General features: G+C 59.6%; 24 protein-coding genes. 7 read left to right on the forward strand and 17 right to left on the reverse strand.

Annotation, left to right across the window (positions count from 1 at the left end):
• Positions 1–52 precede the first annotated feature (52 nt).
• The gene (locus tag PPTH39_RS15230; RefSeq protein ID WP_094999845.1) at positions 53–424 is read right to left on the reverse strand and encodes a DUF423 domain-containing protein; all 372 of its coding nucleotides are present in this window, start codon (positions 422–424) and stop codon (positions 53–55) included.
• A 45-nt stretch (positions 425–469) separates the two neighbouring features.
• Here PPTH39_RS15230 and mtgA point away from each other — a divergent pair, with 45 nt between their 5' ends.
• Positions 470–1225 (forward strand): monofunctional biosynthetic peptidoglycan transglycosylase, encoded by a 756-nt coding sequence (gene mtgA, locus PPTH39_RS15235; RefSeq protein WP_370688633.1) that lies wholly within the window; start codon positions 470–472, stop codon positions 1223–1225.
• Between the two features lie 122 nt (positions 1226–1347).
• Here mtgA and rloA2 read toward each other — a convergent pair whose 3' ends face one another.
• Positions 1348–1848 carry a retropepsin-like aspartic peptidase RloA2 gene (gene rloA2, locus PPTH39_RS15240; protein ID WP_095019604.1) on the reverse strand — a complete coding sequence of 167 codons (501 nt, stop codon included), beginning with the start codon at positions 1846–1848 and terminating at the stop codon, positions 1348–1350.
• Positions 1849–2011: 163 nt separating this feature from the next.
• Between rloA2 and PPTH39_RS15245 the strand changes: the two genes are divergently transcribed.
• Positions 2012–2899, forward strand: a complete 888-nt coding sequence (locus PPTH39_RS15245; protein ID WP_094999843.1) for an acyltransferase — start codon at positions 2012–2014, stop codon at positions 2897–2899.
• A gap of 3 nt (positions 2900–2902) precedes the next feature.
• On the opposite strand, the gene PPTH39_RS15250 is transcribed toward PPTH39_RS15245, so the two are convergent.
• Positions 2903–3460 carry a DUF2780 domain-containing protein gene (locus tag PPTH39_RS15250; RefSeq protein ID WP_094999842.1) on the reverse strand — a complete coding sequence of 186 codons (558 nt, stop codon included), beginning with the start codon at positions 3458–3460 and terminating at the stop codon, positions 2903–2905.
• 182 nt (positions 3461–3642) lie between these two features.
• Between PPTH39_RS15250 and PPTH39_RS15255 the strand changes: the two genes are divergently transcribed.
• Both PPTH39_RS15255 and PPTH39_RS15260 read left to right on the forward strand, forming a co-directional pair.
• Positions 3643–4275: a sigma-70 family RNA polymerase sigma factor gene (locus PPTH39_RS15255; RefSeq protein ID WP_232527652.1), complete on the forward strand. Its 633-nt coding sequence runs from the start codon at positions 3643–3645 to the stop codon at positions 4273–4275.
• A complete protein-coding gene (locus PPTH39_RS15260; protein ID WP_130872152.1) occupies positions 4272–4946 on the forward strand; it encodes an anti-sigma factor in 675 nt (224 codons plus the stop codon). The genes PPTH39_RS15255 and PPTH39_RS15260 overlap by 4 nt, the downstream gene beginning before the upstream one ends.
• Positions 4947–5065: 119 nt before the next feature.
• Here the strand turns inward: PPTH39_RS15260 and fdhA are convergent, their stop codons facing one another.
• The 7 genes from fdhA to glyA all read right to left on the reverse strand — a co-directional run bounded on the left by fdhA (position 5066) and on the right by glyA (position 13868).
• Positions 5066–6265, reverse strand: a complete 1200-nt coding sequence (fdhA, locus tag PPTH39_RS15270; RefSeq protein WP_094999840.1) for a formaldehyde dehydrogenase, glutathione-independent — start codon at positions 6263–6265, stop codon at positions 5066–5068.
• Between the two features lie 67 nt (positions 6266–6332).
• Positions 6333–7190: a formyltetrahydrofolate deformylase gene (gene purU / locus PPTH39_RS15275; RefSeq protein ID WP_016782559.1), complete on the reverse strand. Its 858-nt coding sequence runs from the start codon at positions 7188–7190 to the stop codon at positions 6333–6335.
• Positions 7191–7335: 145 nt separating this feature from the next.
• The gene (locus PPTH39_RS15285; protein WP_130872154.1) at positions 7336–7968 is read right to left on the reverse strand and encodes a sarcosine oxidase subunit gamma; all 633 of its coding nucleotides are present in this window, start codon (positions 7966–7968) and stop codon (positions 7336–7338) included.
• 12 nt (positions 7969–7980) lie between these two features.
• Positions 7981–10998 carry a sarcosine oxidase subunit alpha gene (locus PPTH39_RS15290; protein ID WP_094999839.1) on the reverse strand — a complete coding sequence of 1006 codons (3018 nt, stop codon included), beginning with the start codon at positions 10996–10998 and terminating at the stop codon, positions 7981–7983.
• A complete protein-coding gene (locus PPTH39_RS15295; protein ID WP_094999838.1) occupies positions 10995–11327 on the reverse strand; it encodes a sarcosine oxidase subunit delta in 333 nt (110 codons plus the stop codon). Before PPTH39_RS15295 ends, PPTH39_RS15290 begins: the two co-directional genes overlap by 4 nt.
• Positions 11328–11341: 14 nt before the next feature.
• Complete coding sequence (locus PPTH39_RS15300) at positions 11342–12592, reverse strand: sarcosine oxidase subunit beta family protein (RefSeq protein ID WP_016782563.1); 1251 nt, start codon at positions 12590–12592, stop codon at positions 11342–11344.
• A 22-nt stretch (positions 12593–12614) separates the two neighbouring features.
• Positions 12615–13868 (reverse strand): serine hydroxymethyltransferase, encoded by a 1254-nt coding sequence (gene glyA / locus PPTH39_RS15305; protein ID WP_094999837.1) that lies wholly within the window; start codon positions 13866–13868, stop codon positions 12615–12617.
• Positions 13869–14216: 348 nt separating this feature from the next.
• Between glyA and PPTH39_RS15310 the strand changes: the two genes are divergently transcribed.
• A complete protein-coding gene (locus tag PPTH39_RS15310; protein ID WP_094999835.1) occupies positions 14217–15257 on the forward strand; it encodes a threonine aldolase family protein in 1041 nt (346 codons plus the stop codon).
• Positions 15258–15390: 133 nt separating this feature from the next.
• Here PPTH39_RS15310 and PPTH39_RS15315 read toward each other — a convergent pair whose 3' ends face one another.
• The 3 genes from PPTH39_RS15315 to gbcB form a co-directional block, all read right to left on the reverse strand.
• Positions 15391–15693 (reverse strand): cell division protein ZapA, encoded by a 303-nt coding sequence (locus PPTH39_RS15315; RefSeq protein ID WP_094999834.1) that lies wholly within the window; start codon positions 15691–15693, stop codon positions 15391–15393.
• Positions 15690–15914, reverse strand: coding sequence for a hypothetical protein (locus tag PPTH39_RS15320; RefSeq protein ID WP_016782568.1), 225 nt, complete (start codon positions 15912–15914; stop codon positions 15690–15692). The genes PPTH39_RS15315 and PPTH39_RS15320 overlap by 4 nt, the downstream gene beginning before the upstream one ends.
• A gap of 145 nt (positions 15915–16059) precedes the next feature.
• A complete protein-coding gene (gene gbcB / locus PPTH39_RS15325) occupies positions 16060–17160 on the reverse strand; it encodes a glycine-betaine demethylase subunit GbcB (RefSeq protein ID WP_095020470.1) in 1101 nt (366 codons plus the stop codon).
• 281 nt (positions 17161–17441) lie between these two features.
• Between gbcB and gbcA the strand changes: the two genes are divergently transcribed.
• Entirely contained in the window at positions 17442–18734 is a 1293-nt protein-coding gene (gbcA, locus tag PPTH39_RS15330) for a glycine-betaine demethylase subunit GbcA (RefSeq protein ID WP_094999832.1), read from the forward strand.
• A gap of 23 nt (positions 18735–18757) precedes the next feature.
• Here the strand turns inward: gbcA and PPTH39_RS15335 are convergent, their stop codons facing one another.
• Positions 18758–19333 (reverse strand): GNAT family N-acetyltransferase, encoded by a 576-nt coding sequence (locus PPTH39_RS15335; protein ID WP_094999831.1) that lies wholly within the window; start codon positions 19331–19333, stop codon positions 18758–18760.
• 1092 nt (positions 19334–20425) lie between these two features.
• Here PPTH39_RS15335 and PPTH39_RS15340 point away from each other — a divergent pair.
• Entirely contained in the window at positions 20426–21088 is a 663-nt protein-coding gene (locus PPTH39_RS15340) for a transglycosylase SLT domain-containing protein (protein ID WP_323165439.1), read from the forward strand.
• A gap of 30 nt (positions 21089–21118) precedes the next feature.
• On the opposite strand, the gene etfB is transcribed toward PPTH39_RS15340, so the two are convergent.
• The 3 genes from etfB to dgcB all read right to left on the reverse strand — a co-directional run bounded on the left by etfB (position 21119) and on the right by dgcB (position 25137).
• Positions 21119–21889, reverse strand: a complete 771-nt coding sequence (gene etfB, locus PPTH39_RS15345) for an electron transfer flavoprotein subunit beta (protein ID WP_130872155.1) — start codon at positions 21887–21889, stop codon at positions 21119–21121.
• A gap of 69 nt (positions 21890–21958) precedes the next feature.
• A complete protein-coding gene (etfA, locus tag PPTH39_RS15350) occupies positions 21959–23200 on the reverse strand; it encodes an electron transfer flavoprotein subunit alpha (RefSeq protein ID WP_130872156.1) in 1242 nt (413 codons plus the stop codon).
• A complete protein-coding gene (gene dgcB / locus PPTH39_RS15355) occupies positions 23197–25137 on the reverse strand; it encodes a dimethylglycine demethylation protein DgcB (RefSeq protein ID WP_095026633.1) in 1941 nt (646 codons plus the stop codon). Before dgcB ends, etfA begins: the two co-directional genes overlap by 4 nt.
• Positions 25138–25241: the final 104 nt, after the last annotated feature.

The following is a 25241-nucleotide window of genomic DNA, read 5'->3' on the forward strand; positions in this document are numbered from 1 at the left end:
CAGCATTCTAGCCCGATCAGTCAGGCCGACCCAAGCCATTCATCTTGCAGGCTCAGCTCAGGCGCCAGGCGGCCAGCCCTAAACACAGCCAGCCGGCCAGAAATGCCAGGCCGCCGAAGGGCGTGATGATCCCCAGCTTGCTGATGCCGGTCATGGTCAGCACATACAGGCTGCCGGAAAACAGCACAATGCCGACAGCAAAACAGACACCTGCCCAGGTCACCAGGCGCCCGGGCAGATGAGTGGCCAGCAAGGCCACGCCAAACAGGGCCAGGGTGTGGACCAACTGGTAGGTCACGCCTGTATGAAAAATAGCCAGATACTGTTCAGTCAGGCGGCCTTTAAGGCCATGGGCCGCGAAAGCACCCAAAGCAACACCGGTAAAGCCGAAGAATGCGGCCAGCATCAAAAAAACGCGCAGCATGGGGTTACTCCAGTCAGGATCATGGAATGGCGCAGGGTCTGTATAATGGCCCGCTCAACGGGTTCGGCCAAGTCATCCATGCTGCGTTTTCTTGTTCATCGCTTTCTCAAGGTCCTGCTCTGGTTCGCAGTGGGCAGCGCATTGCTGGTGCTGGTTTTTCGCTGGGTACCGCTTCCCGGCACGGCGCTGATGGTCGAACGCAAGGTCGAGTCATGGCTTGACGGCCAGCCGATTGACCTGCAGCGCAGTTGGCGGCCGTGGGATGAAATATCCGACGAACTGAAAGTTGCGGTCATGGCAGGTGAGGATCAGAAATTCCCCGAGCACTGGGGTTTTGACTTCGGGGCGATCAGGGCTGCGCTGATCCACAACGAACAAGGCGGAACGCTGCGCGGTGCCAGTACGCTGAGCCAGCAAGTGTCGAAGAACCTGTTTTTGTGGTCCGGTCGCAGCTGGCTGCGCAAAGGCCTGGAAGCCTGGTTTACCGCGTTGATCGAGGTGTTGTGGCCCAAGCAGCGGATTCTTGAGGTGTACCTCAATAGTGCGGAGTGGGATGAAGGCGTGTTCGGCGCCGAGGCCGCAGCGCAGCATCACTTTGGCGTGAGTGCCAAAAACCTTACGCGCCAGCAGGCCAGTTATCTGGCGGCCGTGCTGCCCAGCCCGCTGAACTGGAGTGCAAGCCACCCCAGCACCTATGTCAGCCGCCGCGCCGGGTGGATTCGTCAGCAGATGAGCCAGTTGGGGGGCGACAGCTATCTCACCACACTGAACAACTCACGCAAGGCGCCTTGGGCGGGCTAACCTGAAAATCTGCAAGCCCCTCACCCCAGCCCTCTCCCAAAGGGCGAGGGGGCCGATCTCCAGCGAATTCAAAATCCATGTCAACCCCGATCAAGCGGCTGGGGTGAGGGCCAAGCACTCACTCAGCAATCCGGTTTGTCCGCTGTATAGCGCCGCGCCGGGTTTACCGCCGCACCAAACTCACGCAGTGCCTTGGCGCCAATCAACAGCGGGTAGTTGAAGCTGCTCCGGTCGGTGAGGTTGACCTCCACCGTGCGTTTGACATCACCCAGGCACATTTCCAGATCGACCACCGGGCGCTTGGCGCTTTCGGGGGTTTCCCGGTCTTCATCTTCATCGGCGCGGCTTTTGATCTTGCTGATGCGCGCCACCTTATGTTCATACACTTTGCTGCTGGCACCTTCGGTGGCCAGCTGGAAGCGCACCCACTCTTCACCGTCACGGGTAAAGGTCTGGATATTTTTGGCCGACAGCGACGCGGTCAAGGCACCCGTGTCCATCTTGGCTTTAAGGGTCTCGCCGATTTCCGGCAATTTGATGTACTCGTAACGCCCGTAAAGGGTCGGCTCGGCGGCCATCACCGGCAGCGCCAATACAGACAGCAACGCAAGAACAGACTTCATGCAGGCATTTCCTTTGAAAAAGTAAGAGTTAGACCACTTATCCACAGTAGGTTCACACTAGGTGTGTGGGAGCGAGCAGGCTCGCTCCCACAAGGTCCATGGATTTGGCGTTCTACGCCAGTCTGCTTATCATGGCCAGTCCTTAAACGTTCAAGAGTTGCTTATGCGCCGCCTGCTCACCGGCTGTCTGGTTACCCTGCTGTTGCTGTGCAACACCCTGATCCTGTTCGGGCCGTTGATGCTGTTTGCCCTGCTCAAACTGGCATCATCGGGGCGCCTGCGCGATTACAATTCGCGGGCGGTGATGTGGATTGCCGAAACCTGGTCCGAAATCGACAAACGCATTTTTGCCCTGTGCCTGCCCACCCAATGGGATATTCGCGGCGCCGAAGGTCTGAGCCGCGATACCTCGTATCTGGTGATCAGCAACCACCAGTCGTGGGTCGATATCCCCGCGTTAATGCAGGGCCTGAACCGGCGCACGCCATTCTTCAAATTCTTCCTGAAAAAAGAACTGATCTGGGTCCCCTTTCTGGGCCTGGCCTGGTGGGCGCTCGACTACCCGTTCATGAAGCGCTATTCCAAGGCCTTTCTGGCCAAACATCCGCAGCTCAAAGGCGAAGACCTGAAGATCACCCGGGCTGCCTGCGAACTGTTCAAGCGCCAGCCGGTGACGATCGTCAATTACCTCGAGGGCACGCGCTTTACCCCGGCCAAACACGCGCAACAACATTCACCCTATACCTGGCTGCTCAAGCCCAAGGCAGGCGGGGTGGCGTTTGTGCTGGCGGCGATGGGCGAACAGCTGGATGCCGTACTCGACGTGACTGTGGTGTATCCACAGGCAAAGATTCCGGGCTTTTGGCAGTTGATCAGCGGGCAGGTGCCCAAGGTGATTGTCGATATACAGACCCGCGAACTGGATCCGGCATTGTGGCAGGGGGATTACGAAAACGACCCGGTGTTTCGTGAGCAGGTCCAGAGCTGGGTCAACCAGCTCTGGACCCTGAAAGACCAGCGTATCAGCACCTTGCGTGCCGAGCGCGGCTAGCCTTTAAACGCCCCAGGCGCTGCCCAGCTTGCTCAGCAGCGAAGTGCTGACGTTCTGGCCCTTGAAGTAGTCCAGCAGTACCGGAGCAAACTTGGCAACCATACCGTCCTGCATGCCCAGCGCCGTGAATGCGGCGTTCAGCTGGTCAGTGTTGGCCACGTTGCTGACAGCGCTGGTCGCGGTCTCGGAAACACCGCTGGATTTGCCCAGCAGGCCGCCCAACTGGCTCAACTGACCCAGGGCACCGGCGCCAGCCAGCTTGTTCACGCCCGGCACTTGCTGGGTCAGTTCGGAGTAGTCGCTGGAGGTCAGCTGGTTTTTCGCCAGGCTCAACATCGCGCCAATACCGCCCGCTGCCTGCTCAGGCTTGACGCCCAGTTCGTTGACCTTGGTCAGCATTTGCACGGCCTGGGCCGACTTGTCCGTGGTGGCGCCATTACCGTTGCCACCCTGAACCTGCGCGGCCACGTTGGCTACGTCGCTCAGGCTGAAACCTGCGAACACCGGGCTCGCTGCCACGGTCATCAATGTTGCCAGTGCCACGCCGCTCAACTTTTTCATCGCTTCAACCTCTAGAACCAAAAAGCCGCCCGCCAGGGAGCGGTAAAACTATGGGTAAGACCCAAAAACCGGGCAGATGTTCCCAAGTGCCACTATCGGGTCAAACGGTCTGTAATCTTAATTGAAAACGAGTGCATCCGCTGAGCCCTTGCCTGCGTATACAGAGCAGCGAGGTAACTCACATGATTGGAACAACCCTATACCCTGAACTACCCTCAACCGACAACTGGTCTGAAGTCCTGGCTTTTTTTGAGGGGAGAACAGCTATTTTAACCGCCAATACCGATTACCTTGAAAAGCTGTTGGCCCAATGTTCATTGGGTAATCGACGCGCCTTTGAAACCCTCTACCGCAGCGTGGCCCCGCGCTTGTACAGCGTGGCCTTGCGCTGCATGGGCCGACGCGACCTGGCAGAGGATGTGGTGCAGGAAAGTTTTGTGCGTATCTGGCACAGCGCCTCACGTTACGAAGCCCATTTGTCGGCACCCCTGACCTGGATGATCACCATCACCCGCAACCAGGCCATCGACCAGTTGCGCAAACACCGTGAATTGCCCTTGAGTGACCAGCAGCAAGACAACGTGGCCGATGACAGTCCCAGCGCCCTCGACCAACTGGGCAGCGCCCGTGAAGCCTGCGCCCTCAACCAGTGCCTGGAACAACTCGAAGGCATGCAACTCCAGAGCATCACCAGCGCTTACTTCCATGGGCTGAGCGCCAGCGAGCTGGCACAGCAACTGGCTGCACCCCTCGGTTCGGTCAAATCCTGGATTCGCCGGGGTATGCAGCGACTGCGCAGGTGCCTCGAATCATGAACTATCAAACACCCGAGTTACGCCGTGCGCTGACCGCCGATTACGTCATCGGGCTGATGCCGCCCACGGCCCGCAGGCGTTTTGAGCAACTGCTGCAGGGCGACGCGCTCCTGCGCGCCGAACTGGCCCGCTGGCTGGAACACCTCAACCTGCTGACCGAGCCACTGATCGAGCAACCCGTACCGGATCGCGTGTGGCGGGCCATCGTGGCCCGTATCGAGCCGCAAACCCTGCATGTGCCGGCAAAGCGTCCGTTCTGGAACTGGCTGCGTTTGAGTGCACTTGCCTGCTCATTGCTGATCGTCGTGACTGCCGGCCTGCTCTACAATCGCGACAGCGTGCAATACAAAGCCACCCTGCTCAGCGGCACTGCGCAGCCCGGCCTGAGCATCGAGGCCCACAGCGATTATCTGAAAGTAAAACCGCTGGAGCTGTCGGCGGTGGATGGGGGCAGCAGCCTGGAACTGTGGGCGATACCGGTTGAAGGCAAACCGGTGTCCCTTGGACTGATCCCCCGCGATGGCGATGGCCGCATAACCCTTAGCCAAAGTCAGCAGCAACTCATCAGGGTGCCGGTGGTGCTCGCCGTGAGCCTGGAACCGCAAGGCGGCTCGCCAACCGGTCAGCCGACGGGCCCCGTGCTGTATCAGGGGCCGCTGGCCAGCCTGTAAAAACAATCCACGCACTTGTGGCAGCGGGCTTGCTCGCGATGCAGACAACTCGGTACATCTCAATAACCGAGGTGCTGCAATCGCGGGCAAGCCCGCTCCCACAGGGTTGGCGCTGGTGTTTATGCCTTGCTGAACATCCGGTGCGGGTCGATCACGAACTTCTTCGGCACACCGGCATCGAACTCGCCATAGCCCCGCGGCGCGTCGTCCAGGCTGATCACTTCAACACCTACGATGTCAGCGATCTTGATTCGGTCCCACATGATCGCCTGCATCAGCTGGCGGTTGTATTTCATCACTGGCGTCTGCCCGGTGTGGAAGCTGTGGGACTTGGCCCAGCCCAACCCGAAGCGGATGCTCAGGCTGCCCTTCTTCGCCGCCGCGTCTACCGCACCCGGGTCTTCGGTCACATACAGGCCCGGAATGCCGATCTTGCCCGCCACCCGCACCACGCCCATCAGCGAGTTGAGCACCGTGGCCGGTGCTTCATGCTTGACCCCGTCATGGCCGTGCCCGCGAGCTTCAAAACCCACTGCATCCACCGCACAATCCACTTCCGGCTCGCCCAGCAGTTCGGCGATCTGTTCGTGCAGGGGCGTATCTTTGGACAGGTCGGCAATTTCAAAACCCTGCGCCTTGGCGTGGGCCAGACGAATCGGATTAACGTCACCGACAATCACCACCGCCGCACCCAGCAAGCGCGCCGAAGCCGCAGCCGCCAGACCCACCGGGCCAGCACCGGCGATATACACCGTGCTGCCAGGGCCAACGCCAGCAGTGACGGCGCCGTGATAGCCGGTGGGCAGGATGTCGGAGAGGCAGGTCAGGTCGCGGATTTTTTCCATCGCCGCATCGCGATTCGGCAGCTTGAGCAGGTTGAAATCGGCGTAAGGCACCAATACATATTCAGCCTGACCGCCAACCCAGTCGCCCATGTCCACGTAACCATATGCGCCGCCGGGACGGGCCGGGTTGACGGTCAGGCACACGCCGGTGTTCTGTTCCTTGCAGCTGCGGCAGCGGCCGCACGCCACGTTGAACGGCACCGAAACCAGGTCGCCGACTTTCAGGTGTTCCACATCACGCCCGGCCTCGATCACCTCGCCGGTGATCTCATGACCCAGCACCAGCCCGGTTTGCGCCGTGGTGCGGCCACGCACCATATGCTGGTCGGAGCCGCAGATATTGGTCGACACTACCCGCAGGATTACGCCGTGGTGGATGGGCTTGCCCTGAGGGTTCTGCATCTTGGGGAAAGGAATGCTTTGCACTTCAACCTGGCCGTTGCCCAGGTACACCACACCGCGATTGTCAGCCATCGTATTCACCCTTAGTTGTTATTGGCGGGATTAACTTGCTGCTTGCAGCTTAGAAGGTGGCGCGGGGTCACAGCACCACGGTACGACCTCCATTTAGGAAAACGCGCCGCTCAATGTGATAGCCCACGCCTCGCGCCAGGGTTTGCGCTTCGATATCACGGCCCTTGGCGATCAGGTCTTCGGGGTAGTGGCTGTGGTCTACCACCTCGACGCCCTGGGCAATGATCGGGCCTTCGTCGAGGTCGTTGTTGATGTAATGGGCGGTAGCACCGACCAGTTTGACGCCCTTCTCGTAGGCCTGATGATAGGGCTTGGCGCCCTTGAAGCCGGGCAGCAGGGAGTGGTGAATATTGATCGCCTTGCCGTCGAGCTTGCGACACAGCTCGGGGGACAGCACTTGCATGTAGCGGGCGAGGATCACCAGCTCGGCGCCGGTGTCTTCGATCACCTGCCAAACCTTGGCCTCCTGCGCGGGCTTGTTGGCCGGGTCGAGGGCGAAGTGGTGGTAGGGGATGCCGTGCCACTGCGCCAGAGGCTCCAGATCGGGGTGATTGGAGACCACGGCCACCACGTCCATCGACAACTGGCCAATGCGCTGGCGATAGAGCAGGTCGTTGAGGCAGTGGTCAGCCTTGGACACCATAATCAGCACTTTGGGCCGATGGTGTGGCGGCGTCAGTTCGAACGTCATGCCAAAGGCCTGGCCGCGCTCGGCCAGGCCGGCGCGAAATTCGTGTTCATCGAAGCCGTCGGGCTGGCGGAACTCAACGCGGATAAAAAAACGCGCCGAACGCTGATCGTCGAAGGAATGGTGTTCGGTGACGTAGCAGCGGTGCTCAAACAGATAACGCGTCACCGCGTCGACGGTGCCCAGCAGGCTCGGACAGTCGGCGGTCAGGATCCAGGTGTCGGGGGCGCGGCTCATGGCGGGAGTCCTTGGTTGTTGTTGGAAAGCGCACTTACAGGTGTGGGAGCGGGCTTGCCCGCGATGCAAACAACTCGGTGCATCCGGTTGACCGAGGGGCTGCCATCGCGAGCAAGCCCGCTCCCACAGGGGACAGCAGGCGGGTTTACGCCTCCACGCTCAACCCGTATTCAGCCGCCGCATCCTGCAACCATAACCACCAGTAATCCGAAAAACTGCGGCGGATCAGCAGTTCCCAGGTGTCTTCGCCGGTATGACGAATCACCAACTGCGACTTGGCGAATACCGTGCCCACCGCCTTGCCCACCGGGAAATTGTCGGGGTGTACGTCATAACTGGTGGACTTCATCAGCACCTCGCGCACCTTCGGCCCGCTCAGTTCCAGCAGCTGTTGCCCGCCACTGACGTTGACCACCGAAATATGCAGCCCCGCCAGCGCCGCCCGCAGAGCTTGCTCCACGGCGAACTCCTGGCCACCGGGGACGATCAGCAGCCACTCATCCGGCCCCATCCATTGCAGCGAGGTATCAGCGTTGGCTACCAGGCTCAGGGCCACGGGCAGTTCCAGGCCCAGGGCCTTGTGCACGCCTTCGGCAAAGGCCGGGTCTTTGGCGTCACCGCGCAGGGTCAGGTGGCCCAGCAGTTTTTTCTCGCGTACGGTCACGCCAGGGTTTTTCCGGCTCTTGCCGATCAGGCCGGCCAGGCTGGCATGGTGCAGCGAGGATTCGGCTTTGGCGCCCGACTCCGGGCGCTGTTGGTATACGTTGGCTGTGGTCATGAGATCACCCATTCAAATATTCTGCCGGTCGCCTTTCGGGTCGAAGAACACCGAAGACACAATTTCAGCTTCGATCACGCTGCCGTCGACCTGGGGCGAGAACACCCGCTCGCCGATACGCTTCAAGCCGCCCTTGACCACACCCATGGCAAATGAATAACCCAGTGAGTTGTGGGCATAACTCGACGTCACGTGGCCGACCATGGTCATCGGGATCGACTGCTTGGCATCGAACACCAGTTGCGCGCCTTCGGGCAGCCATTGGGTCGGGTTGATGGGCTTGAGCCCCACCAGCTGCTTGCGCTGGTCACGTACGCAGTCTTCACGGTTCATGCCGCGCCAGCCGATCCACGAGAATGGTTTGGTGCGGCCCACGCACCAGCCCATGTTCAGGTCGTCGGGGGTCATGGAACCGTCAGTATCCTGACCAACGATGATGAAGCCCTTCTCGGCCCGCAACACGTGCATGGTCTCGGTGCCATAAGGGGTGAGGTTGTACTGCTTGCCCGCCTCGACGATTTTTTCCAGCACGCCCATGGCGTAGTCAGCCTGGATATTGACCTCGTAGGACAGCTCGCCGGTAAACGAGATACGGAACACCCGCGCCGGCACACCGCCCACCAGGCCTTCTTTCCAGGTCATGAACGGGAACGCCTCGCGATCCAGATCAATGTCGGTCACTTCGCTCAGCAACTTGCGGCTATTGGGGCCGGACAAGGTCAGGGTCGCGTAGTGGTCGGTGACCGAGGTGAAGTAGACCTTCAGCTCGGGCCATTCGGTCTGCTGGTAAATTTCCAGCCACTGCAACACACGGGCCGCGCCGCCGGTAGTGGTGGTCATGACGAAATGATTGTCGGCCAGGCAGGCCGTCACGCCGTCGTCGAAGACCATGCCGTCTTCCTTGCACATCAGCCCGTAGCGGGCCTTGCCCACATCAAGTTTGGTCCAGGCATTGGTGTAGATACGGTTGAGAAACTCGCGGGCATCCGGGCCCTGAATGTCGATCTTGCCCAGGGTAGAGGCATCGAGAATGCCGACGCTGTCACGCACCGCTTTGCATTCGCGCTTGACCGCCGCATGCATGTCTTCGCCGTTACGCGGGAAGTACCACGGCCGTTTCCACTGGCCGACGTCTTCAAATTCAGCGCCTTGCTTGACGTGCCAGGCTTGCAGCGCGGTGTAGCGCACCGGCTCGAAAATATGCCCGCAATGGCGCCCCGCCACCGCGCCGAAGGTCACCGGCGTGTAGTTGGGGCGGAACATGGTGGTGCCCATCTGCGGGATGGTCACGTTCAGCGAGCGGGCGGCAATGGCCAGGCCGTTGACGTTGCCCAGCTTGCCTTGATCCGTGCCGAAGCCCAGCGCGGTATAGCGTTTGACGTGCTCAACCGACTCGAACCCTTCACGGGTCGCCAGTTCGATGGCCGCAGCAGTGACGTCGTTTTGCAGGTCGACAAATTGCTTCGGTGCCCGCGCCGTACCTTTTTCGTGGGGCACATGGAACAGCGCCAGGGTCGGTTCCTGCAGCTGATTCAGGGCTTTGGGCAACACCCCTTCCACGGCCTTGAAACCGGCTTCGCTGGCCGCACGTGCGCCGCCCTCAAAACCATCGGCCAGGCTGTCGCCCAGCGGGTAGACACCATTGATACCGCCCACACATACGCGCTTTTGCGGTGCTTCGCCGGGGACGAAACCGAGAATATCTTCACGCCAGGTCGGCTTGCCGCCCAGGTGCGAGGCCAAGTGAACCACCGGGCTGTAGCCGCCCGAAGTGGCCAGCAAATCGCACTCCAGCCACTCGCCGGGGCTGGCAACGCTGAGAGCCTTGACGTCGATCGCCGCCACTCGTGCACCCGTTACATGCTTGCTGCCACGGGCTTCGATCACCGCACTCCCGGTGAGGATGCGAATGCCTTTGGCCCGAGCTTCTTCGACCAGCGCACCACGGGGGTTGCTGCGTGCATCGGCAACAGCAACCACTTGCTGGCCGGCGTCGAGCCAGTCCAGGGCTACGCGGTAGGCATGATCGTTGTTGGTACTGAGCACCAGTTTTTTGCCCGGTGCCACGCCATAGCGGCGCACATAGGTGGACACGGCTCCGGCGAGCATATTGCCCGGTACGTCGTTGTTGCCGTACACCAACGGCCGCTCGCAGGCACCGGTGGCCAATACCACGCGCTTGGCCCGGACCCGGTGAATACGCTGGCGTACCTGACCGATAGGGGCGCGATCGCCGAGGTGGTCGGTGATACGTTCGTGAATAGTCAGGAAGTTGTGGTCGTGATAGCCGTTCACCGTCGCGCGGGGCAACAGGATCACGTCGGGTAGCGTCTTGAGTTCGGCGATCACCTTGGCCACCCACTCCATGGCCGGTTTGCCGTCCAGGCTTTCGCGGCTGTCGAGCAGGCTGCCGCCGAATTCTTCCTGTTCATCGGCGATGATCACCCGCGCACCGCTGCGCGCTGCTGCCAGTGCTGCGGCCAGACCTGCAGGGCCTGCGCCGACAATCAGCACGTCGCAGTGGTGGTTCATATAGTCGTAGGTGTCGGGATCGTTCTGGGTCGGCGAGCGACCCAGGCCTGCGGCTTTGCGGATGTACTTCTCGTAAGTCATCCAGAACGACTGCGGGTACATAAAAGTTTTGTAGTAAAAGCCCGGCGGCATCAGCTTGCCGCCGACCTTGCCGAGGATGCCCATCACATCATTGTTGACGTTGGGCCAGCCGTTGGTGCTGGTGGCCACCAGGCCCTGGTACAAAGCCTGCTGCGTGGCGCGCACGTTGGGGATTTGCGTGGCCTCGGTGGCACCGATCTGCAACACCGCGTTGGGCTCTTCAGCACCGGCAGCGTAGATGCCTCGGGGCCGGGAATATTTGAAACTGCGGCCAATCACGTCAACGCCGTTGGCCAGCAAAGCGGCCGCCAGGCTGTCGCCCTCGTAGCCTTTGTATTGTTGACCGTTGAATGTGAAGCTCAGCACCTTGGTGCGGTCAACGCGGCCGCCATTGGGCAAGCGATGGGTCTGGCTCATACTTTTTCTCCCAGCTCGCGGGTGGCCGTGGTGGCCGCAGGTACTGCCTGCTCAGTGAACTGCGGCTTGCTGCCGATCAGGTAGGTTTCAAGAATTTCGTAGGTCACGGTATTGCGCGTGGCATTGAAAAACTGCCGGCAACCGGCGACGTGGTTCCACAGTTCGTGGTGCAGGCCACGGGGGTTGTCGCGAAAGAACAGGTAGTCGCCCCATTCTGCGTCGGTGCAACTGCCAGGGTCGAGCGGGCGCGGGATATGCGCCTGGCCGCTGGCGTGGAATTCCTCTTCGGAGCGAAGCTCGCCGCAATGGGGACAGAAGATATGCAACATGGGTATTTCTCCTGTTAGTGGGCGACAGCGGCAGCGCCGTGTTCGTCGATCAGGGCACCGGTGTGGAACCGGTCAATGGAAAACGGCGCGGCCAGCGGGTGCATCTCGCCCTTGGCCAGGCTGGCAGCAAACACGTTGCCCGAACCTGGCGTGGCCTTGAATCCACCCGTGCCCCAGCCGCAGTTAAAGAACAGATTGGGCACCGGGGTTTTCGAGATGATCGGGCAGGCGTCGGGTGTGGTGTCGACGATGCCGCCCCACTGACGGTTCATACGCACGCGGGACAACACAGGGAACATTTCCACAATCGCCTGGATCGTGTGCTCGATTACCGGGTACGAACCGCGCTGGCCGTAGCCGACCCAGCCGTCGATACCCGCGCCGATCACCAGGTCGCCCTTGTCGGACTGGCTGATATAGCCGTGTACGGCGTTGGACATGATCACGCTGTCGATAATCGGCTTGATCGGCTCCGACACCAGCGCTTGCAGCGGGTGGGATTCGATCGGCAGGCGAAAGCCGGCCTGACGCGCCATATGCCCCGAGTTGCCAGCCGTGACCACACCGACGCGCTTGGCGCCGATAAAGCCCTTGCTGGTTTCGACGCCGATGCACACGCCGTTTTCCTTGCGAAAGCCGAGCACTTCGGTTTGCTGGATCAGGTCTACGCCCAGAGCATCGGCGGCACGGGCAAAGCCCCAGGCCACGGCATCATGGCGGGCCACGCCGCCACGCCGTTGTACGGTGGCGCCGATGATCGGGTAGCGGGTGTTCTTCGAGCAATCGAGGTAGGGAATCTCGTCCGCTACTTGTTTGCCGTTGAGCAGTTCACCGTCCACACCATTGAGGCGGTTGGCGCTGACCCGACGCTCGGAGTCACGCATGTCCTGCAGGGTGTGGCACAGGTTATAGACGCCGCGCTGGGAGAACATCACGTTGTAGTTCAAGTCCTGGGACAAACCTTCCCATAGCTTCATCGCGTGTTCGTACAGGTGCGCCGACTCGTCCCACAAATAGTTGGAGCGCACGATGGTGGTGTTGCGTGCCGTGTTGCCGCCACCCAACCAGCCTTTTTCAACCACGGCCACGTTGGTGATGCCGTGTTCCTTGGCCAGATAGTAAGCAGTTGCCAGACCATGGCCGCCGCCGCCGACGATGACCACGTCATAGACCTTTTTCGGGGTCGGCGTGCGCCACATCTTCTGCCAGTTTTCGTGGTGGCTGAGGGAGTGCTTGAAGAGGCCGAAGCCTGAATACCGTTGCATAGGATCTACTCCAAAAACGCGCTCAGCGATAAACCGGGAAGTCTTGGCACAGCGAAGTCACCTGGCGGGCCACATCGGCCTCGATATCGGCATCGCCGAGGTGATCGAGAACGTCGCAGATCCAGCCTGCCAGCTCCGTGCATTGCGCCACTTTGAAACCACGGGTGGTCACCGCCGGGGTGCCGATACGCAGGCCCGAGGTCACAAACGGTGATTGCGGGTCGTTAGGCACGGCATTCTTGTTGACCGTGATATGGGCGCGGCCCAGGGCGGCGTCGGCGTCCTTGCCGGTCAATCCCTGGCGGATCAGGCTGAGCAGGAACAGATGATTGTCGGTACCACCCGAGACCACGTCATAGCCACGCTTGATAAACACCTCGGCCATGGCCTGGGCGTTGTCGATGACCTGCTTTTGATAGGTTTTGAAACCCGGTTCCAGCGCTTCCTTGAAGCACACTGCCTTGGCCGCGATCACGTGCATCAAGGGCCCGCCCTGACCGCCGGGGAACACCGCCGAATTGAGTTTCTTTTCCAGGGCTTCGTTGGCCTTGGCCAGAATCAGGCCGCCACGGGGGCCGCGCAGGGTTTTGTGGGTGGTGGTGGTCACCACATCGGCATACGGCAGCGGGTTGGGGTACAACCCGGCAGCGACCAGACCGGCAACGTGGGCCATGTCGACAAACAGGTAGGCTCCCACCTTGTCTGCAATCTGACGAAAGCGTGGGAAGTCGAGGAATTTTGAGTAGGCCGAGAACCCGGCAATGATCATTTTGGGTTGATGTTCAACAGCCAGACGCTCGACTTCGTCGTAGTCGATCAAGCCGGTGCTGGTGTCGATGCCGTACTGCACGGCGTTGTACAGCTTGCCCGAAAAACTGACGCTGGCCCCATGGGTCAAGTGACCGCCATGGGCCAGACTCATGCCCAGCACGGTGTCACCGGCGTTGAGCAATGCCAGGTAGACGGCTGCGTTGGCCTGGCTGCCGGAATGCGGCTGCACGTTGGCGTAATCGGCGCCGAACAACTGTTTGGCGCGGTCGATGGCCAACTGCTCAACTTTATCCACATGTTCGCAGCCGCCGTAATAGCGTTTGCCTGGGTAGCCTTCGGCGTACTTGTTGGTCAGACCGCTGCCCTGGGCTTCCATCACCCGCTGGCTGGTGTAGTTTTCGGAGGCGATCAGTTCGATGTGATCTTCCTGGCGCTGATCTTCAGCATTCATGGCCGCCAACAAGGCGTCATCGTAACCCTGGATCTGATCCTGCTTGCTGAACATCGCGTTCTCCCAGCGCCAGCGCGCCTTTTGGTCTCGGTGGGGCTAATGCCCTTTGAGCCAGATGGTAGAGCTGGCGCAGGCAGACCAAATGCCCATGGACGCCACGCAATGGTGCGTTTACGACATGGTTTCCCGTAACCCTGTGGGAGCGGGCTTGCTCGCGATACTGGCTGCGAGGTTTGTCTGGCGAAACCGGGAGATGCCATCGCGGGCAAGCCCGCTCCCACATTTTGTTACAGGCCTTTGGGTTATTCTTTTGTAGGGCATTTCCGCACTTTAAGTCGCGCCTGTGCACCTGCCAGATTCTTGGATAAAGTGCACAACACTATTCGACCATGGAACCGGGAAATGACTGACAAGAGCCAACAATTCGCCAGCGACAACTACTCCGGTATCTGCCCTGAAGTCTGGTCCGCCATGGAAAAAGCCAACCACGGCCACCAGCGCTCTTACGGCGACGACGAATGGACGCTGCGCGCCTCGAACGATTTTCGCAAACTGTTCGAAACCGACTGCGAAGTGTATTTCGCCTTTAACGGCACGGCGGCCAACTCCCTGGCGCTGTCGTCCCTGTGCCAGAGCTTTCACAGCGTGATCTGCTCCGAGACCGCCCACGTCGAGACGGACGAATGTGGCGCTCCGGAATTTTTTTCCAACGGCTCCAAGCTGCTGATCGCCCGCACTGAAAACGGCAAGATCACCCCCGAGTCAATCCGCGAGATCGCCCTCAAGCGCAAAGATATCCACTATCCAAAACCGCGGGTGGTCACCATCACCCAGGCCACTGAAGTCGGCAGCGTGTACCGCCCTGAAGAAATCCGCGCGATCAGCGACACCTGCAAGGAGTTGGGCCTGTTGTTGCACATGGACGGCGCCCGTTTCTCCAATGCCTGCGCATTCCTGGGCTGCACCCCGGCAGAGCTGAGCTGGAAAGCCGGGGTGGATGTACTGTGCTTTGGCGGCACCAAAAATGGCATGGCAGTGGGCGAGGCGATTCTGTTTTTCGACCACGCCTTGTCAGTGGATTTTGACTATCGCTGCAAGCAGGCCGGGCAACTGGCTTCGAAAATGCGCTTTCTGTCTGCGCCCTGGGTCGGCCTGCTGGAAAACGACGCCTGGCTCAAACACTCGCGCCATGCCAACCACTGCGCGCAGTTGTTGAGTCAGCTGGTGAGTGACATCCCGGGGGTCGAGCTGATGTTTCCGGTGGAAGCCAATGGCGTGTTCCTGCAACTGTCGGAACCGGCCGTAGCGGCACTGACCGCCAGAGGCTGGCGCTTCTATACCTTTATCGGCAAGGGCGGGGCACGCTTCATGTGCTCGTGGGATACCGAGGAAGCACGGGTGCGGGAACTTGCGGCGGATATTCGCGAAGTGATGTCCGCTTAAAGCGCACGTAACATCAATAACACTGTGGGAGCGGGCTTGCTCGCGATGGCATCAGCGCGGTCGTGCAGACAAACCGCGTTGCCTGAATCGCGAGCAAGCCCGCTCCCACAGGGGGTGATTGGTTTGCGAACCGTCAGGATTGCCCCAGGGTTCGCTCAATCACATCGACCGTGGCGCTGACTTGCTCTTGATAACGGTCGAGTTCCTGTTTGTGGCTCAGTTGCAACTCAATCTGCTTTGAACACAGATTCAGTGCTGCCAGCACCAGCAGCTTGTCCCCGATCAGGCTCGGGTACTTTCTTTTCGTTTCGGCCAGGGCGGCTTTCAACATGACCGTGGCCGCCATCAGGGTTTTCTGCTCCCCCTCCGGCGCCTTGATCGTGTAGTCGTTACCCAAAATCGAGACGACATTTACTCCGTCTCTGTCAAGGCTCATGCGCTGACAGGGCTCGCGCGCTCAACCAGTGCCTGGATGCGGGCTGCGGTCGCGCCTTGCTTTTCTTCCTGTTCCATCAGGGTCAGTTGCAGGCTTTCGTTCTCGTCACGGGCCTGGGCCAGTTCGGTGTTCAGTTGCTCGTTGGCATCCAGCAGTTCTTGTTTTTGCTGTACCAGGTCGCTGACCAGTTGTTCCAGTTTGCTAAGGGATGACTCAATCATGGTGATTTTCTCAAGCAGTTTCGAAGGGCGCGTACGATAAAGAAAAGTCAGCGGCTAAGCTAGCGGCAACCTTGCTTTCAGACCCCTAAAGACTGTGGTTTGCAACCTTTGTTCCCTGCCAGGGTTCTGGAGCCACGAAAGCCCGTCAAAACTCAATCCGCACATCCCCTTTCGGTACGCTGCAGCACGACAGGATATAACCCTCGGCCACATCTTCGTCGGTAATGCCGCCGTTGTGCTCCATGTCCACCTCCCCCCCCAGTTTCAACACCTTGCATGTCCCGCAAATGCCCATGCCGCAAGCCTTGGGGATCATCAGTCCGAGTTTGGCCGCTGCCGCATGCACGGTCTCGGCCGGTCCCACACGAATGCTCTTGCCGGACGCGGTGAATTCCACCTGGTTCAAATCCGCCAGGTCCGGCTCCGGTGCATCTGCCGCCTGCTCGGCCTGTTCTACCGCTTCAGCCCGCACTTCAGGCGGCGTCGCGCCAAAGGATTCTTCGTGGTAACGGCTCATGTCAAAACCGTTGCTTTCCAGCAGGCGCTTGACCGCGTTCATGTAAGGCGTCGGCCCGCAGCAAAACACCTCGCGCTCCATGAAGTCGGGGGCCATCAGGTCGAGCATCTTATGGTTCAGATAACCGCGATACCCGGCCCAGGGTTCACCCAGCCCGTGCTTCTCGCAGATCAGGTGCAGGCTGAAGTTGTCGATACGCGAGGCCATATGCTCCAGCTCGCGGTGATAAATGATGTCCTTGGGCGAGCGGGCGCTGTGGATAAACACCATGTCGACATTGGCGTTGGTGTCGTAAAACCAGCGTGCCATCGACATTACCGGGGTTATACCGACACCGCCGCTCAGATAGAGCACTTTGGGGCTCGGCGCGTCGATGGCGTTAAACAGTCCCACCGGCCCGTGCACGGCCAGCTCCTGGCCTTCGCTCAAGGTGTCGTGCAGCCAGTTGGAAACCCGGCCACCGGGCACCCGCTTGATGGTCACCGAAAAGCTGTACGGCACCGAGGGTGAGCTGGAAATAGTGTACGAGCGCATCACCGGGTCACCGTCGATTTCCAGCTCCAGGGTCACGAATTGCCCCGGTTTGAAAAAGAACAGGATCGGCTGGTCGGCCATAAAACAGAAGGTGCGCACATCCCAGGTTTCCTGAATCACTTTGACGCATCGCACGATGTGTCGGCCATTGGCCCAGGTCTGGGTGGTTACCGGGTTCAGAAAGCTATTGGACATGCGCTTCTCCACGGCCGACAGCCGGCCTCTTGCTGGCGATTCTGCGCATGCCCCGAAGCGGCCATTTATCCATTCGCGACATCCACATACTTATCGCGACCAGCCCCTGAAAACAGCACCTTCAGCGTCGGGAACAGATTGGGCCATGTCGCCCGTAGATATGGCTGCGGCGCACTTCGAACGCACACTCAGCGCCACTACCACTTGTATTGCTTTGCCTTGCGTCGAACCCCTGATCAGCCATTTTTAGGCCACATCCGATGGCCATGAGGACTACAACGATGGACGTCACCGCAAACTTGAGCCTGGGCGATCCACTGGAACCCGCACGCAAGGCCACCGCCGAGATGCTGCAGAACCGCGAGCGGACATTTTCGCTGCCACAGCCGTTTTATAACGACGAGCGCCTGTTCGAAATCGATATGCAGGAGATCTTCCAGAAGGAGTGGCTGATTGCAGGCATGACTTGCGAGATACCGGCCAAGGGCAACTTCCTGACCCTGCAGGTGGGCAAGAACCCGATTATCGTGATTCGCGGCGCAGAAGGTCAGGTGCATGCCTTTCATAACGTGTGCCGCCATCGTGGTTCACGACTGTGCACCAGCGAAAAAGGCAAGGTCGCCAAACTGGTGTGTCATTACCACCAGTGGACCTATGAGCTGGACGGGCGCTTGCTGTTTGCCGGCACCGAGATGGGTGCGGACTTCGACATGAAGCAATACGGCCTCAAGCCGGTGAACGTCAAAACCGCGGGCGGCTATATCTTTATCAGCCTGGCCGAGAACCCTCCCGCCATCGATGAGTTCCTCGCCACGCTGAACCACTATATGGAACCTTACGACATGGAAAACACCAAGGTGGCGATTCAAACCACCCTGGTGGAAAAGGCCAACTGGAAACTGGTGCTGGAAAACAACCGCGAGTGCTACCACTGCAACGCGTCGCACCCCGAGTTGCTCAAGACCCTGCTTGAATGGGACGACGTCACCGACCCGCGCGCCGACCAAGCATTCAAGGATCACGTCGCCGCCTCAGCAGCCGCCTGGGACGCCGAGAAAATTCCTTATGCCCACGCCAGCTTCGGCCTGCGTAACCGCATCGTGCGCATGCCACTGCTCAAGGGCACGGTCTCGATGACCCTGGACGGCAAGCAAGGCTGTGCAAAACTGATGGGGCGCATCAAAAACCCGGACCTGGGCTCAATGCGCATCCTGCACTTGCCGCATTCGTGGAACCACTGCATGGGCGACCATATCATCGTATTTACCGTATGGCCGATCAGCGCGCAGGAAACCGTGGTCAGCACCAAATGGCTGGTGCACAAGGATGCGGTAGAAGGCGTGGACTACGACGTGGAGCGCATGCGCAAGGTCTGGGACGCCACCAACGACCAGGATCGCCGGCTGGCTGAAGAAAACCAGCGCGGCATCAACTCGGTCGCCTACCAGCCAGGGCCGTACTCGCAAACCTACGAGTTTGGCGTGGTCAACTTTGTCGACTGGTACAGCGAGCGGCTGCTGAACAACCTGGGGGCGGCGCCTGCGGCGTATCTCAAGGGTGTGGTTGCCCAGTAAACCTGCATCTGCGCAGGGGGCGATTAACTGGGAAGTGGACAATGCATCAAATACGCCTCACCCGTTACGCGGATCAGCGGGTGGGGCGTTATCTGGCAGGTTTTGACGATCTCAAAACCATGGCGCTCATAAAATCGACGGGCACCTGTGTTCGCCGCATAGTCGATCAGGCTCAAACCGGTCAGCCCCAGTTCGCCGCAACGCGCCTTGGCATGCAGCAAGAACCTGGCGCCCAACCCGAGGTTTCGCCAGCCCTTATGCAAAGCCAAGCTTGAGATATACAGCGTGTCCGGGATTTCCATATCCGCATAAGGTGCCAGCACCGGGTCAGTCTCAGGCTGGGCATCCGGGTCGTCGCGCATCACAAAGCTGTGCATCATGCCGATCACCAGGCCCTCGGCCTCGGCAATCCAGCAGTTTTCATACGAAAATATGACCCCCGCACGGGCATAACGCATCTCCCCGACGTCCAGTAGTTGCTGACCCGGCTGCGCCATCTGACTCCAGATGTAATCGGCGCAGCCTTCGGACGATATCTGAAAAAGACGTGCAATTTCGCGTGCATCGGCACGCACTGCTGGACGAAATGAAACGCTCATTCGTTTTACTCCACGGGGGCACAGGACTCTTTTTAGCTCAAACCGATTCAAGTCAACAACACACAACCCCGGCCTCATTTATGTCCATGTATTGCATGCTAATGATCGTTTTTTAACCACTCCCCTCTAGCCCATGCAATCAAAGGGCTACAGCCCTTCACCAACATCTTGTCCACAGGCACACCCACAGCAACTGTGGGGAAGTCATGGATCACTACCGGGGCACACATCTGTACATTTTTTGTGCAAACCTGCACAAGCCACGGTTTTAAAGGCCTGCAGATAACCACACCCACCTTATCCACAGTTTGACCAACTGAATATGTGCGCAACTTTATCCACCCTGTTGAAAACTCCCTTAGCCCTTGTATTGGCTGGTTTTATCCCATCAAAAGACGATGGCAACGTGGATTGAACATTTTTTGATCAGCACCTTGGAGCCCTTTAATATAAAGGCCTGCAGGATAGAGCGAACAACTTATCCACACCTTCACCAACAGAGTTTGTGGGTAAACAGAGCAAGCGCTGTGCAAGTGTGATTTCCTGGCAGCGATCATTTTTTGTACAAACCTGCAGGAGCCACGTCAGCCGGGCCCTGCAAGCAAATACAGACAGGTTACCCACAGGCAGGCACACAGAAACCCGGGGTAACTTTGCGCAGATGTCTGGCAGTACCTTGCCTACTAAAAAGCTGTCCGCAAACTCGCTCGCGAAGGCAGTGATATCAGACGTTAAAAACAATGGATCGATCACCATCATCTGCCACGTTTCTTAGACTTTTTAGAGATTTGGCATCACGCCATACATTATATCAATTTCAGCCTGCAAGGCCCCTCCCCCTTATTAAACAACTCTAAACACTCACAAAATGAACAATCCAACAAAAAGATAACCAACTCACTATTAGCTGGTTCATTTCAATGGATCCAATTTTGATTGAAGGATAATTGCCATCAATCGAATAAGTCCTATATTTATTTTTATGCAGCCTGTTCGCCACCCTGTTTATACAGGCACTCAACCACCTACAAAAACTGCAGGTAACACGCCCCTAAAACCCGCCAATACTTATAGTTTAAACGTGAAAATTTTGTGATCTTGCGCGCCACACTTAACACTGCGGATCCCTTATTAATTATCAATAAAACCGTGCAGATTCAACAGGATAAAACAATCTATCGATTAGATTGGCACCCCTGCTTTATCCGTTATCTGAAACGGCGAGGTCTTGATATGAAACATTCTTTTTTGATTATACTTGTCATATGTGCCGGACTAACACCGACCTTCGCTCATGCCAATTGCTGGCAGGATGCAGGCAACCGCTATGACATTGATCCGTTGCTGTTACATGCCATTGCCCAAGTTGAATCGAAAATGAATCCGGCCGCACGCAACGTCAATAAAGACGGGACTTACGATATAGGTTTGATGCAAGTCAACAGTCGCCATTTGAAACACCTTGCCACTTTTGGCATTAGTGAATATCAACTACAGACTCAACCCTGCACCAGTGTCATGGCCGGTGCCTGGATCCTCGCCAAATTTGTCAAACAACTGGGTTACAGCTGGGACGCCGTGGGCGCCTATAACGCCGGAACAAAGCCAAATCGTGAACATCTGCGCAATCGCTACGCCCTTCGCGTCAAGGGGTACTACGGGCAGTTAGTCAGCCAGCGCGAGCAAAGACTCCAGGCTGACGCCCGTAAATCTCAGGCCATATTTGCATCTGGCGGCGAGCGCAAATACAAATGATGTCGCTGGCTCAGGTTCCGGCCGCAAACGCTAGCGCACAACGCCTTCTTCGATCAGGAGCTTGAGAATCACCTCGGCTCCCGCTTGAGCACTGAGCCCTTTGTGAACTTGCCCGGAACCCCCAGCCGCCTTGGCGGTAGCTGCTTTCATGCGATCTGCACCACTTTTGGCCCTTATCACCTTCAAGCGCTTGGGCCGTGGTCGGGCAGGTTGCAATACGCCGGTTGTGGATAACTCATCGGCAACGATTTCAACTACTTCGGCGTTAACCACACCCCGCGTGGCGGGGCCGTAGGCGCTTTGACGCGCCTTGGGAGCAGCGTTATCCACAGTAACCATAAATGGCAGTCGCACTTGCAGCCTGCGCCGCTGCCCCCGGGGCAAGGCTTGCAGCACCTGGGCCACGCCATTGTGGATAGATTCAATCTGCGCCACGCCTACCAGCAGCGGCCAGCCCAGCTCTTCGGCCAACAGGTACGGCAGCATGCCCGAACCCTCACCGGTTTCGGCCTGGCTGCCGGTGAGTACCAGTTGCACGCCCGCTTCACGGATGTAATCGCGCAACGCTGGCACGGCATCGGCGCCGTCGGGTTGCTCCAGCACATGAAGCTCCTCCAGTCCCATGCCCAGATAGGCGCGCAAGGCCGGTTCATGGGGGTTGCCCGCGTGCAGCACATGCAGGCTGTCACCGGCCAGCTCCAGGCCCAGTTCGACGGCACGGGCGTCCTGTTCGGCGCGACGGGCGCGGCCTGAAGCAGGATGGGCGCCGATTGAAACCAGTGCAACGGTGGCGATGGTCATTTGCAAATCTCCAGACTGAACTCAATCCTGTGGGAGCGGGCTTGCTCGCGATGGAATCACTGCGGTGTATCAGGCTGACCGGGTCGCCCGAATCGCGGGCAAGCCCGCTCCCACAGAGGTTGCGCTGCGCCAGTTATCCACAGCCTCGATCAGTGCCTCAAGCACCGCCGCACCGTCACCAATCACCGACACATCCGCGCGTTTGACCATGTCGCAGCCAGGGTCAAGGTTGATCGCCACCACCTTGTCACAGGCACCAATCCCTTGCAGATGCTGGATCGCCCCGCTGATCCCGACCGCCACATACACCCGCGCCGTGACCCATACCCCGCTGGCCCCCACCTGACGCTCGCGACCCATAAAGCCATCGTCCACCGCCACCCGTGATGCACCTTCGGTGGCGCCAAGGGCAGTGGCAGCCCTGTGGAAAAGTCCCCAGTCCTTGATCCCGTTACCACCGCTGAGGATAAATTCGGCTTCAGCCATGGGAATCGCAGCAGGGTCAACTTCAACCGCGCCCAGATCCTCAATACGCGGCAAACAGCTGGCAGCTGCTGTGGATAACTGCACCTCCAGCGCTTCATGCCGGGTTTCACTGACCGGCTCGGCACACTCGGCCGCTGCCAGAATCAACCGCCGCAACGGCTGGACGACATCTTGCTGACCTGCCCCGGCACGGCCGATGCAAACGCCATCCTTGAGTTGCCACACCCGCGTGGCCGGGCGTTCTCCCAGGCTGGCGGCAAAGCGCCGGCCCAATTCACCGCCACCACTGCGGCTGTCAGGCAATAGCCAGTGGCGTGGCGTGAACTGGTTATCCACAGCCCGTAAACCCAGCACCTGGTGCTCCGGTGCATAACCTTCACTGTCGAGCATCAACAGCCGATCAACCCCGGCCGTGGCAAAGGCGGTCTCCCTGGACTCGCCGAATACCACCGCCAGCACCGCTCCGTCGCTGCCCGCCAATTGGTGGGCCAGCCCCAGCAGATCGCGGTCGTGGCTGCTCAGGCGGCCCCCGACCATATCCGGCACCACGGCGATATAAAACGCCGGGGCCGCGATCTGATGCAGCGGTAATTGCACCTCGACGCTGGCCGCGCGCCTGCTGGTCCCGCCCTGCTGCGCGCCGCTGCGGTCTATGCGCTTGATGCCGTTGGGCCCGATAAAACCTGCACCATGGACATTTTTGCGCACTACGCCATTGGGCCCCATCCAGCTCTGCTGCACGGGTTGCATGGCCGCGTGCAACGGATGCAGACGGTTACGGGCGATCCACTCGGCCCGTGGGTCGCGGCGGATAATGTCACTCATGCGATCACCTCCGATTCTGGCCGTCGGACAGGTTTGGCCACGACGTCTTCAATCAGCGCATCGGCCACCAGTTCGGCAATGTCCTTGATTTGCGGACGGGGTTCGACCACCCCTTCGAGCATCGCCGTGCATTGCGGGCAACCCACCGCCACACGCTCGGCGCCCGTCTCACGGATATCGTCCATGCGCATGTCGGGGATCCTCTGCTTGCCGGGGATGTCGGTAATCGGCGCGCCGCCACCGCCACCACAGCAACGGGAACGAAAGCCCGAACGCTGCATCTCCTTGACCTCGATACCCAAGGCGCGCAGTACCGCACGCGGCGCCTCGTATTCGCCGTTATAGCGGCCCAGGTAGCAGGGGTCGTGATAGGTCACGCTGCCGCCCGCATCCGCGGCAAGATTGAGCAGGCCGGCATCGATCAACTCGGCCATATAAGTGCTGTGATGTTGCACAAGGTAGTCGCCGCCAAAGGCGCCGTATTCGTTTTTCAGCACATGAAAACTGTGCGGATCGCAGGTGACGATGCGCTGGAAGCTGTACTGCGCCAGGGTCTGGATATTGCGCTTAGCCAGCGCCTGAAAGGTCGCTTCATCCCCCAGACGCCGGGCCACGTCGCCACTGTCGCGCTCTTCCAGGCCCAGCACGGCAAAGTTGACCCGGGCGGCCTTGAGCACTTTGACAAAGGCACGCAAGGTGCGCTGGTTACGCATGTCGAAAGCCCCGTCACCGACCCAGAACAACACGTCCACGGCGGGCTTGTCGCGCATCAGGTCGAGGTTCAGGTCCGCAGCCCAGTTCATCCGCCCGCCGGGGGCAAAACCGCCGGGGTTATCGGTGGCGATCAGGTTGTCCAGCACCTGCGCGCCATTGTTCGGTGTCGCACCTTTTTCCAGGGTCAGGAAACGGCGCATATCGACGATGGCGTCCACATGCTCGATCATCATCGGGCACTCTTCAACGCAGGCGCGGCAAGTGGTGCAGGACCACAGCGTGTCGGCATCGACCAGCCCGTTGACGATCGGCTGATGCGGGTTGCCGCCATGCTCACCAATAGGTTTACCGGGATAGGGACTGCCAGCAAAGTGAGCATCGGTGCCGCCCGCGAGGCCGACCACCATGTCCTGAATCAGTTTCTTTGGATTGAGCGGCTGGCCGGCGGCGAAAGCCGGGCAGGCGGCTTCGCATTTGCCGCATTGCACGCAGGCGTCAAACCCCAGCAATTGGTTCCAGGTGAAATCATTGGGTTTTTCCACGCCCAGGGGCGCACTGCGATCGTTTAAATCCAGCGGTTTTAGCCCTGTTGAACGGCCGCCGCCAAAGCGCTCGGCGCGGCGGTGCCAGGCCAGATGCAATGCGCCCGCGAAGGCGTGCTTCATCGGCCCGCCCCAGGTCATGCCGAAAAATAATTCCGACACACCCCACGCCACGCCCACGCTTAAAACCGCCGCCAGCATCCAACCGCCGAAGCCTTCGGGCAACAGCCCTGCAACCGGCAAGGTGAGGATGAAAAAACTGGCGGAAAACACCAGCAAGCTTTTCGGCAGGCGCATCCACGGGCCTTTGGACAGGCGCGAGGGTGGGTTCAGGCGACGCTTGAACACGAACACAGCACCGATAAACATCAACGCGGTGGCGAACAGCAAGGCATAGCCGAGGATGCGGTTATGCAGGCCCAGGCCATGCACCAGGATCGCCAGCACGGCCGCCAGCACAAAGCCGCCAGCAGTGGCGACGTGGGTGTTGGCCATGTATTTGTCGCGGGCGACCACGTGGTGCAGATCGACCATGTAGCGCCGGGGCATGGCCAGCAGCCCGCCAAGCAGATCGACCTTGGCCGGGCGACCACGGCGCCACATGTTCATGCGCCGAATGGCGCCCGCAATCGCCAGCACGAGGGCGGCGAACAGCAGGATGGGAAGAACGATATTGAGCATGGTGAAGCTCCCAAAGACCACGCAGGTCTGATGTGAGAGCGGGCTTGCTCGCGATTCAGGCGACGCGGTGCATCAGCAACACCGCGTGATCGTTTATCGCGAGC

The sequence above is a fragment of the Pseudomonas bubulae genome (assembly GCF_900618535.1).
GTDB lineage: Bacteria > Pseudomonadota > Gammaproteobacteria > Pseudomonadales > Pseudomonadaceae > Aquipseudomonas > Aquipseudomonas bubulae.

Bases quoted from the DNA above. Each gene is read 5' to 3' on its own strand.
- PPTH39_RS15230 (WP_094999845.1), bottom strand. From the start codon at position 424: ATGCTGCGCGTTTTTTTGATGCTGGCCGCATTCTTCGGCTTTACCGGT.
- mtgA (WP_370688633.1), top strand. From the start codon at position 470: ATGGCCCGCTCAACGGGTTCGGCCAAGTCATCCATGCTGCGTTTTCTT.
- rloA2 (WP_095019604.1), bottom strand. From the start codon at position 1,848: ATGAAGTCTGTTCTTGCGTTGCTGTCTGTATTGGCGCTGCCGGTGATG.
- PPTH39_RS15245 (WP_094999843.1), top strand. From the start codon at position 2,012: ATGCGCCGCCTGCTCACCGGCTGTCTGGTTACCCTGCTGTTGCTGTGC.
- PPTH39_RS15250 (WP_094999842.1), bottom strand. From the start codon at position 3,460: ATGAAAAAGTTGAGCGGCGTGGCACTGGCAACATTGATGACCGTGGCA.
- PPTH39_RS15255 (WP_232527652.1), top strand. From the start codon at position 3,643: ATGATTGGAACAACCCTATACCCTGAACTACCCTCAACCGACAACTGG.
- PPTH39_RS15260 (WP_130872152.1), top strand. From the start codon at position 4,272: ATGAACTATCAAACACCCGAGTTACGCCGTGCGCTGACCGCCGATTAC.
- fdhA (WP_094999840.1), bottom strand. From the start codon at position 6,265: ATGGCTGACAATCGCGGTGTGGTGTACCTGGGCAACGGCCAGGTTGAA.
- purU (WP_016782559.1), bottom strand. From the start codon at position 7,190: ATGAGCCGCGCCCCCGACACCTGGATCCTGACCGCCGACTGTCCGAGC.
- PPTH39_RS15285 (WP_130872154.1), bottom strand. From the start codon at position 7,968: ATGACCACAGCCAACGTATACCAACAGCGCCCGGAGTCGGGCGCCAAA.
- PPTH39_RS15290 (WP_094999839.1), bottom strand. From the start codon at position 10,998: ATGAGCCAGACCCATCGCTTGCCCAATGGCGGCCGCGTTGACCGCACC.
- PPTH39_RS15295 (WP_094999838.1), bottom strand. From the start codon at position 11,327: ATGTTGCATATCTTCTGTCCCCATTGCGGCGAGCTTCGCTCCGAAGAG.
- PPTH39_RS15300 (WP_016782563.1), bottom strand. From the start codon at position 12,592: ATGCAACGGTATTCAGGCTTCGGCCTCTTCAAGCACTCCCTCAGCCAC.
- glyA (WP_094999837.1), bottom strand. From the start codon at position 13,868: ATGTTCAGCAAGCAGGATCAGATCCAGGGTTACGATGACGCCTTGTTG.
- PPTH39_RS15310 (WP_094999835.1), top strand. From the start codon at position 14,217: ATGACTGACAAGAGCCAACAATTCGCCAGCGACAACTACTCCGGTATC.
- PPTH39_RS15315 (WP_094999834.1), bottom strand. From the start codon at position 15,693: ATGAGCCTTGACAGAGACGGAGTAAATGTCGTCTCGATTTTGGGTAAC.
- PPTH39_RS15320 (WP_016782568.1), bottom strand. From the start codon at position 15,914: ATGATTGAGTCATCCCTTAGCAAACTGGAACAACTGGTCAGCGACCTG.
- gbcB (WP_095020470.1), bottom strand. From the start codon at position 17,160: ATGTCCAATAGCTTTCTGAACCCGGTAACCACCCAGACCTGGGCCAAT.
- gbcA (WP_094999832.1), top strand. From the start codon at position 17,442: ATGGACGTCACCGCAAACTTGAGCCTGGGCGATCCACTGGAACCCGCA.
- PPTH39_RS15335 (WP_094999831.1), bottom strand. From the start codon at position 19,333: ATGAGCGTTTCATTTCGTCCAGCAGTGCGTGCCGATGCACGCGAAATT.
- etfB (WP_130872155.1), bottom strand. From the start codon at position 21,889: ATGACCATCGCCACCGTTGCACTGGTTTCAATCGGCGCCCATCCTGCT.
- etfA (WP_130872156.1), bottom strand. From the start codon at position 23,200: ATGAGTGACATTATCCGCCGCGACCCACGGGCCGAGTGGATCGCCCGT.
- dgcB (WP_095026633.1), bottom strand. From the start codon at position 25,137: ATGCTCAATATCGTTCTTCCCATCCTGCTGTTCGCCGCCCTCGTGCTG.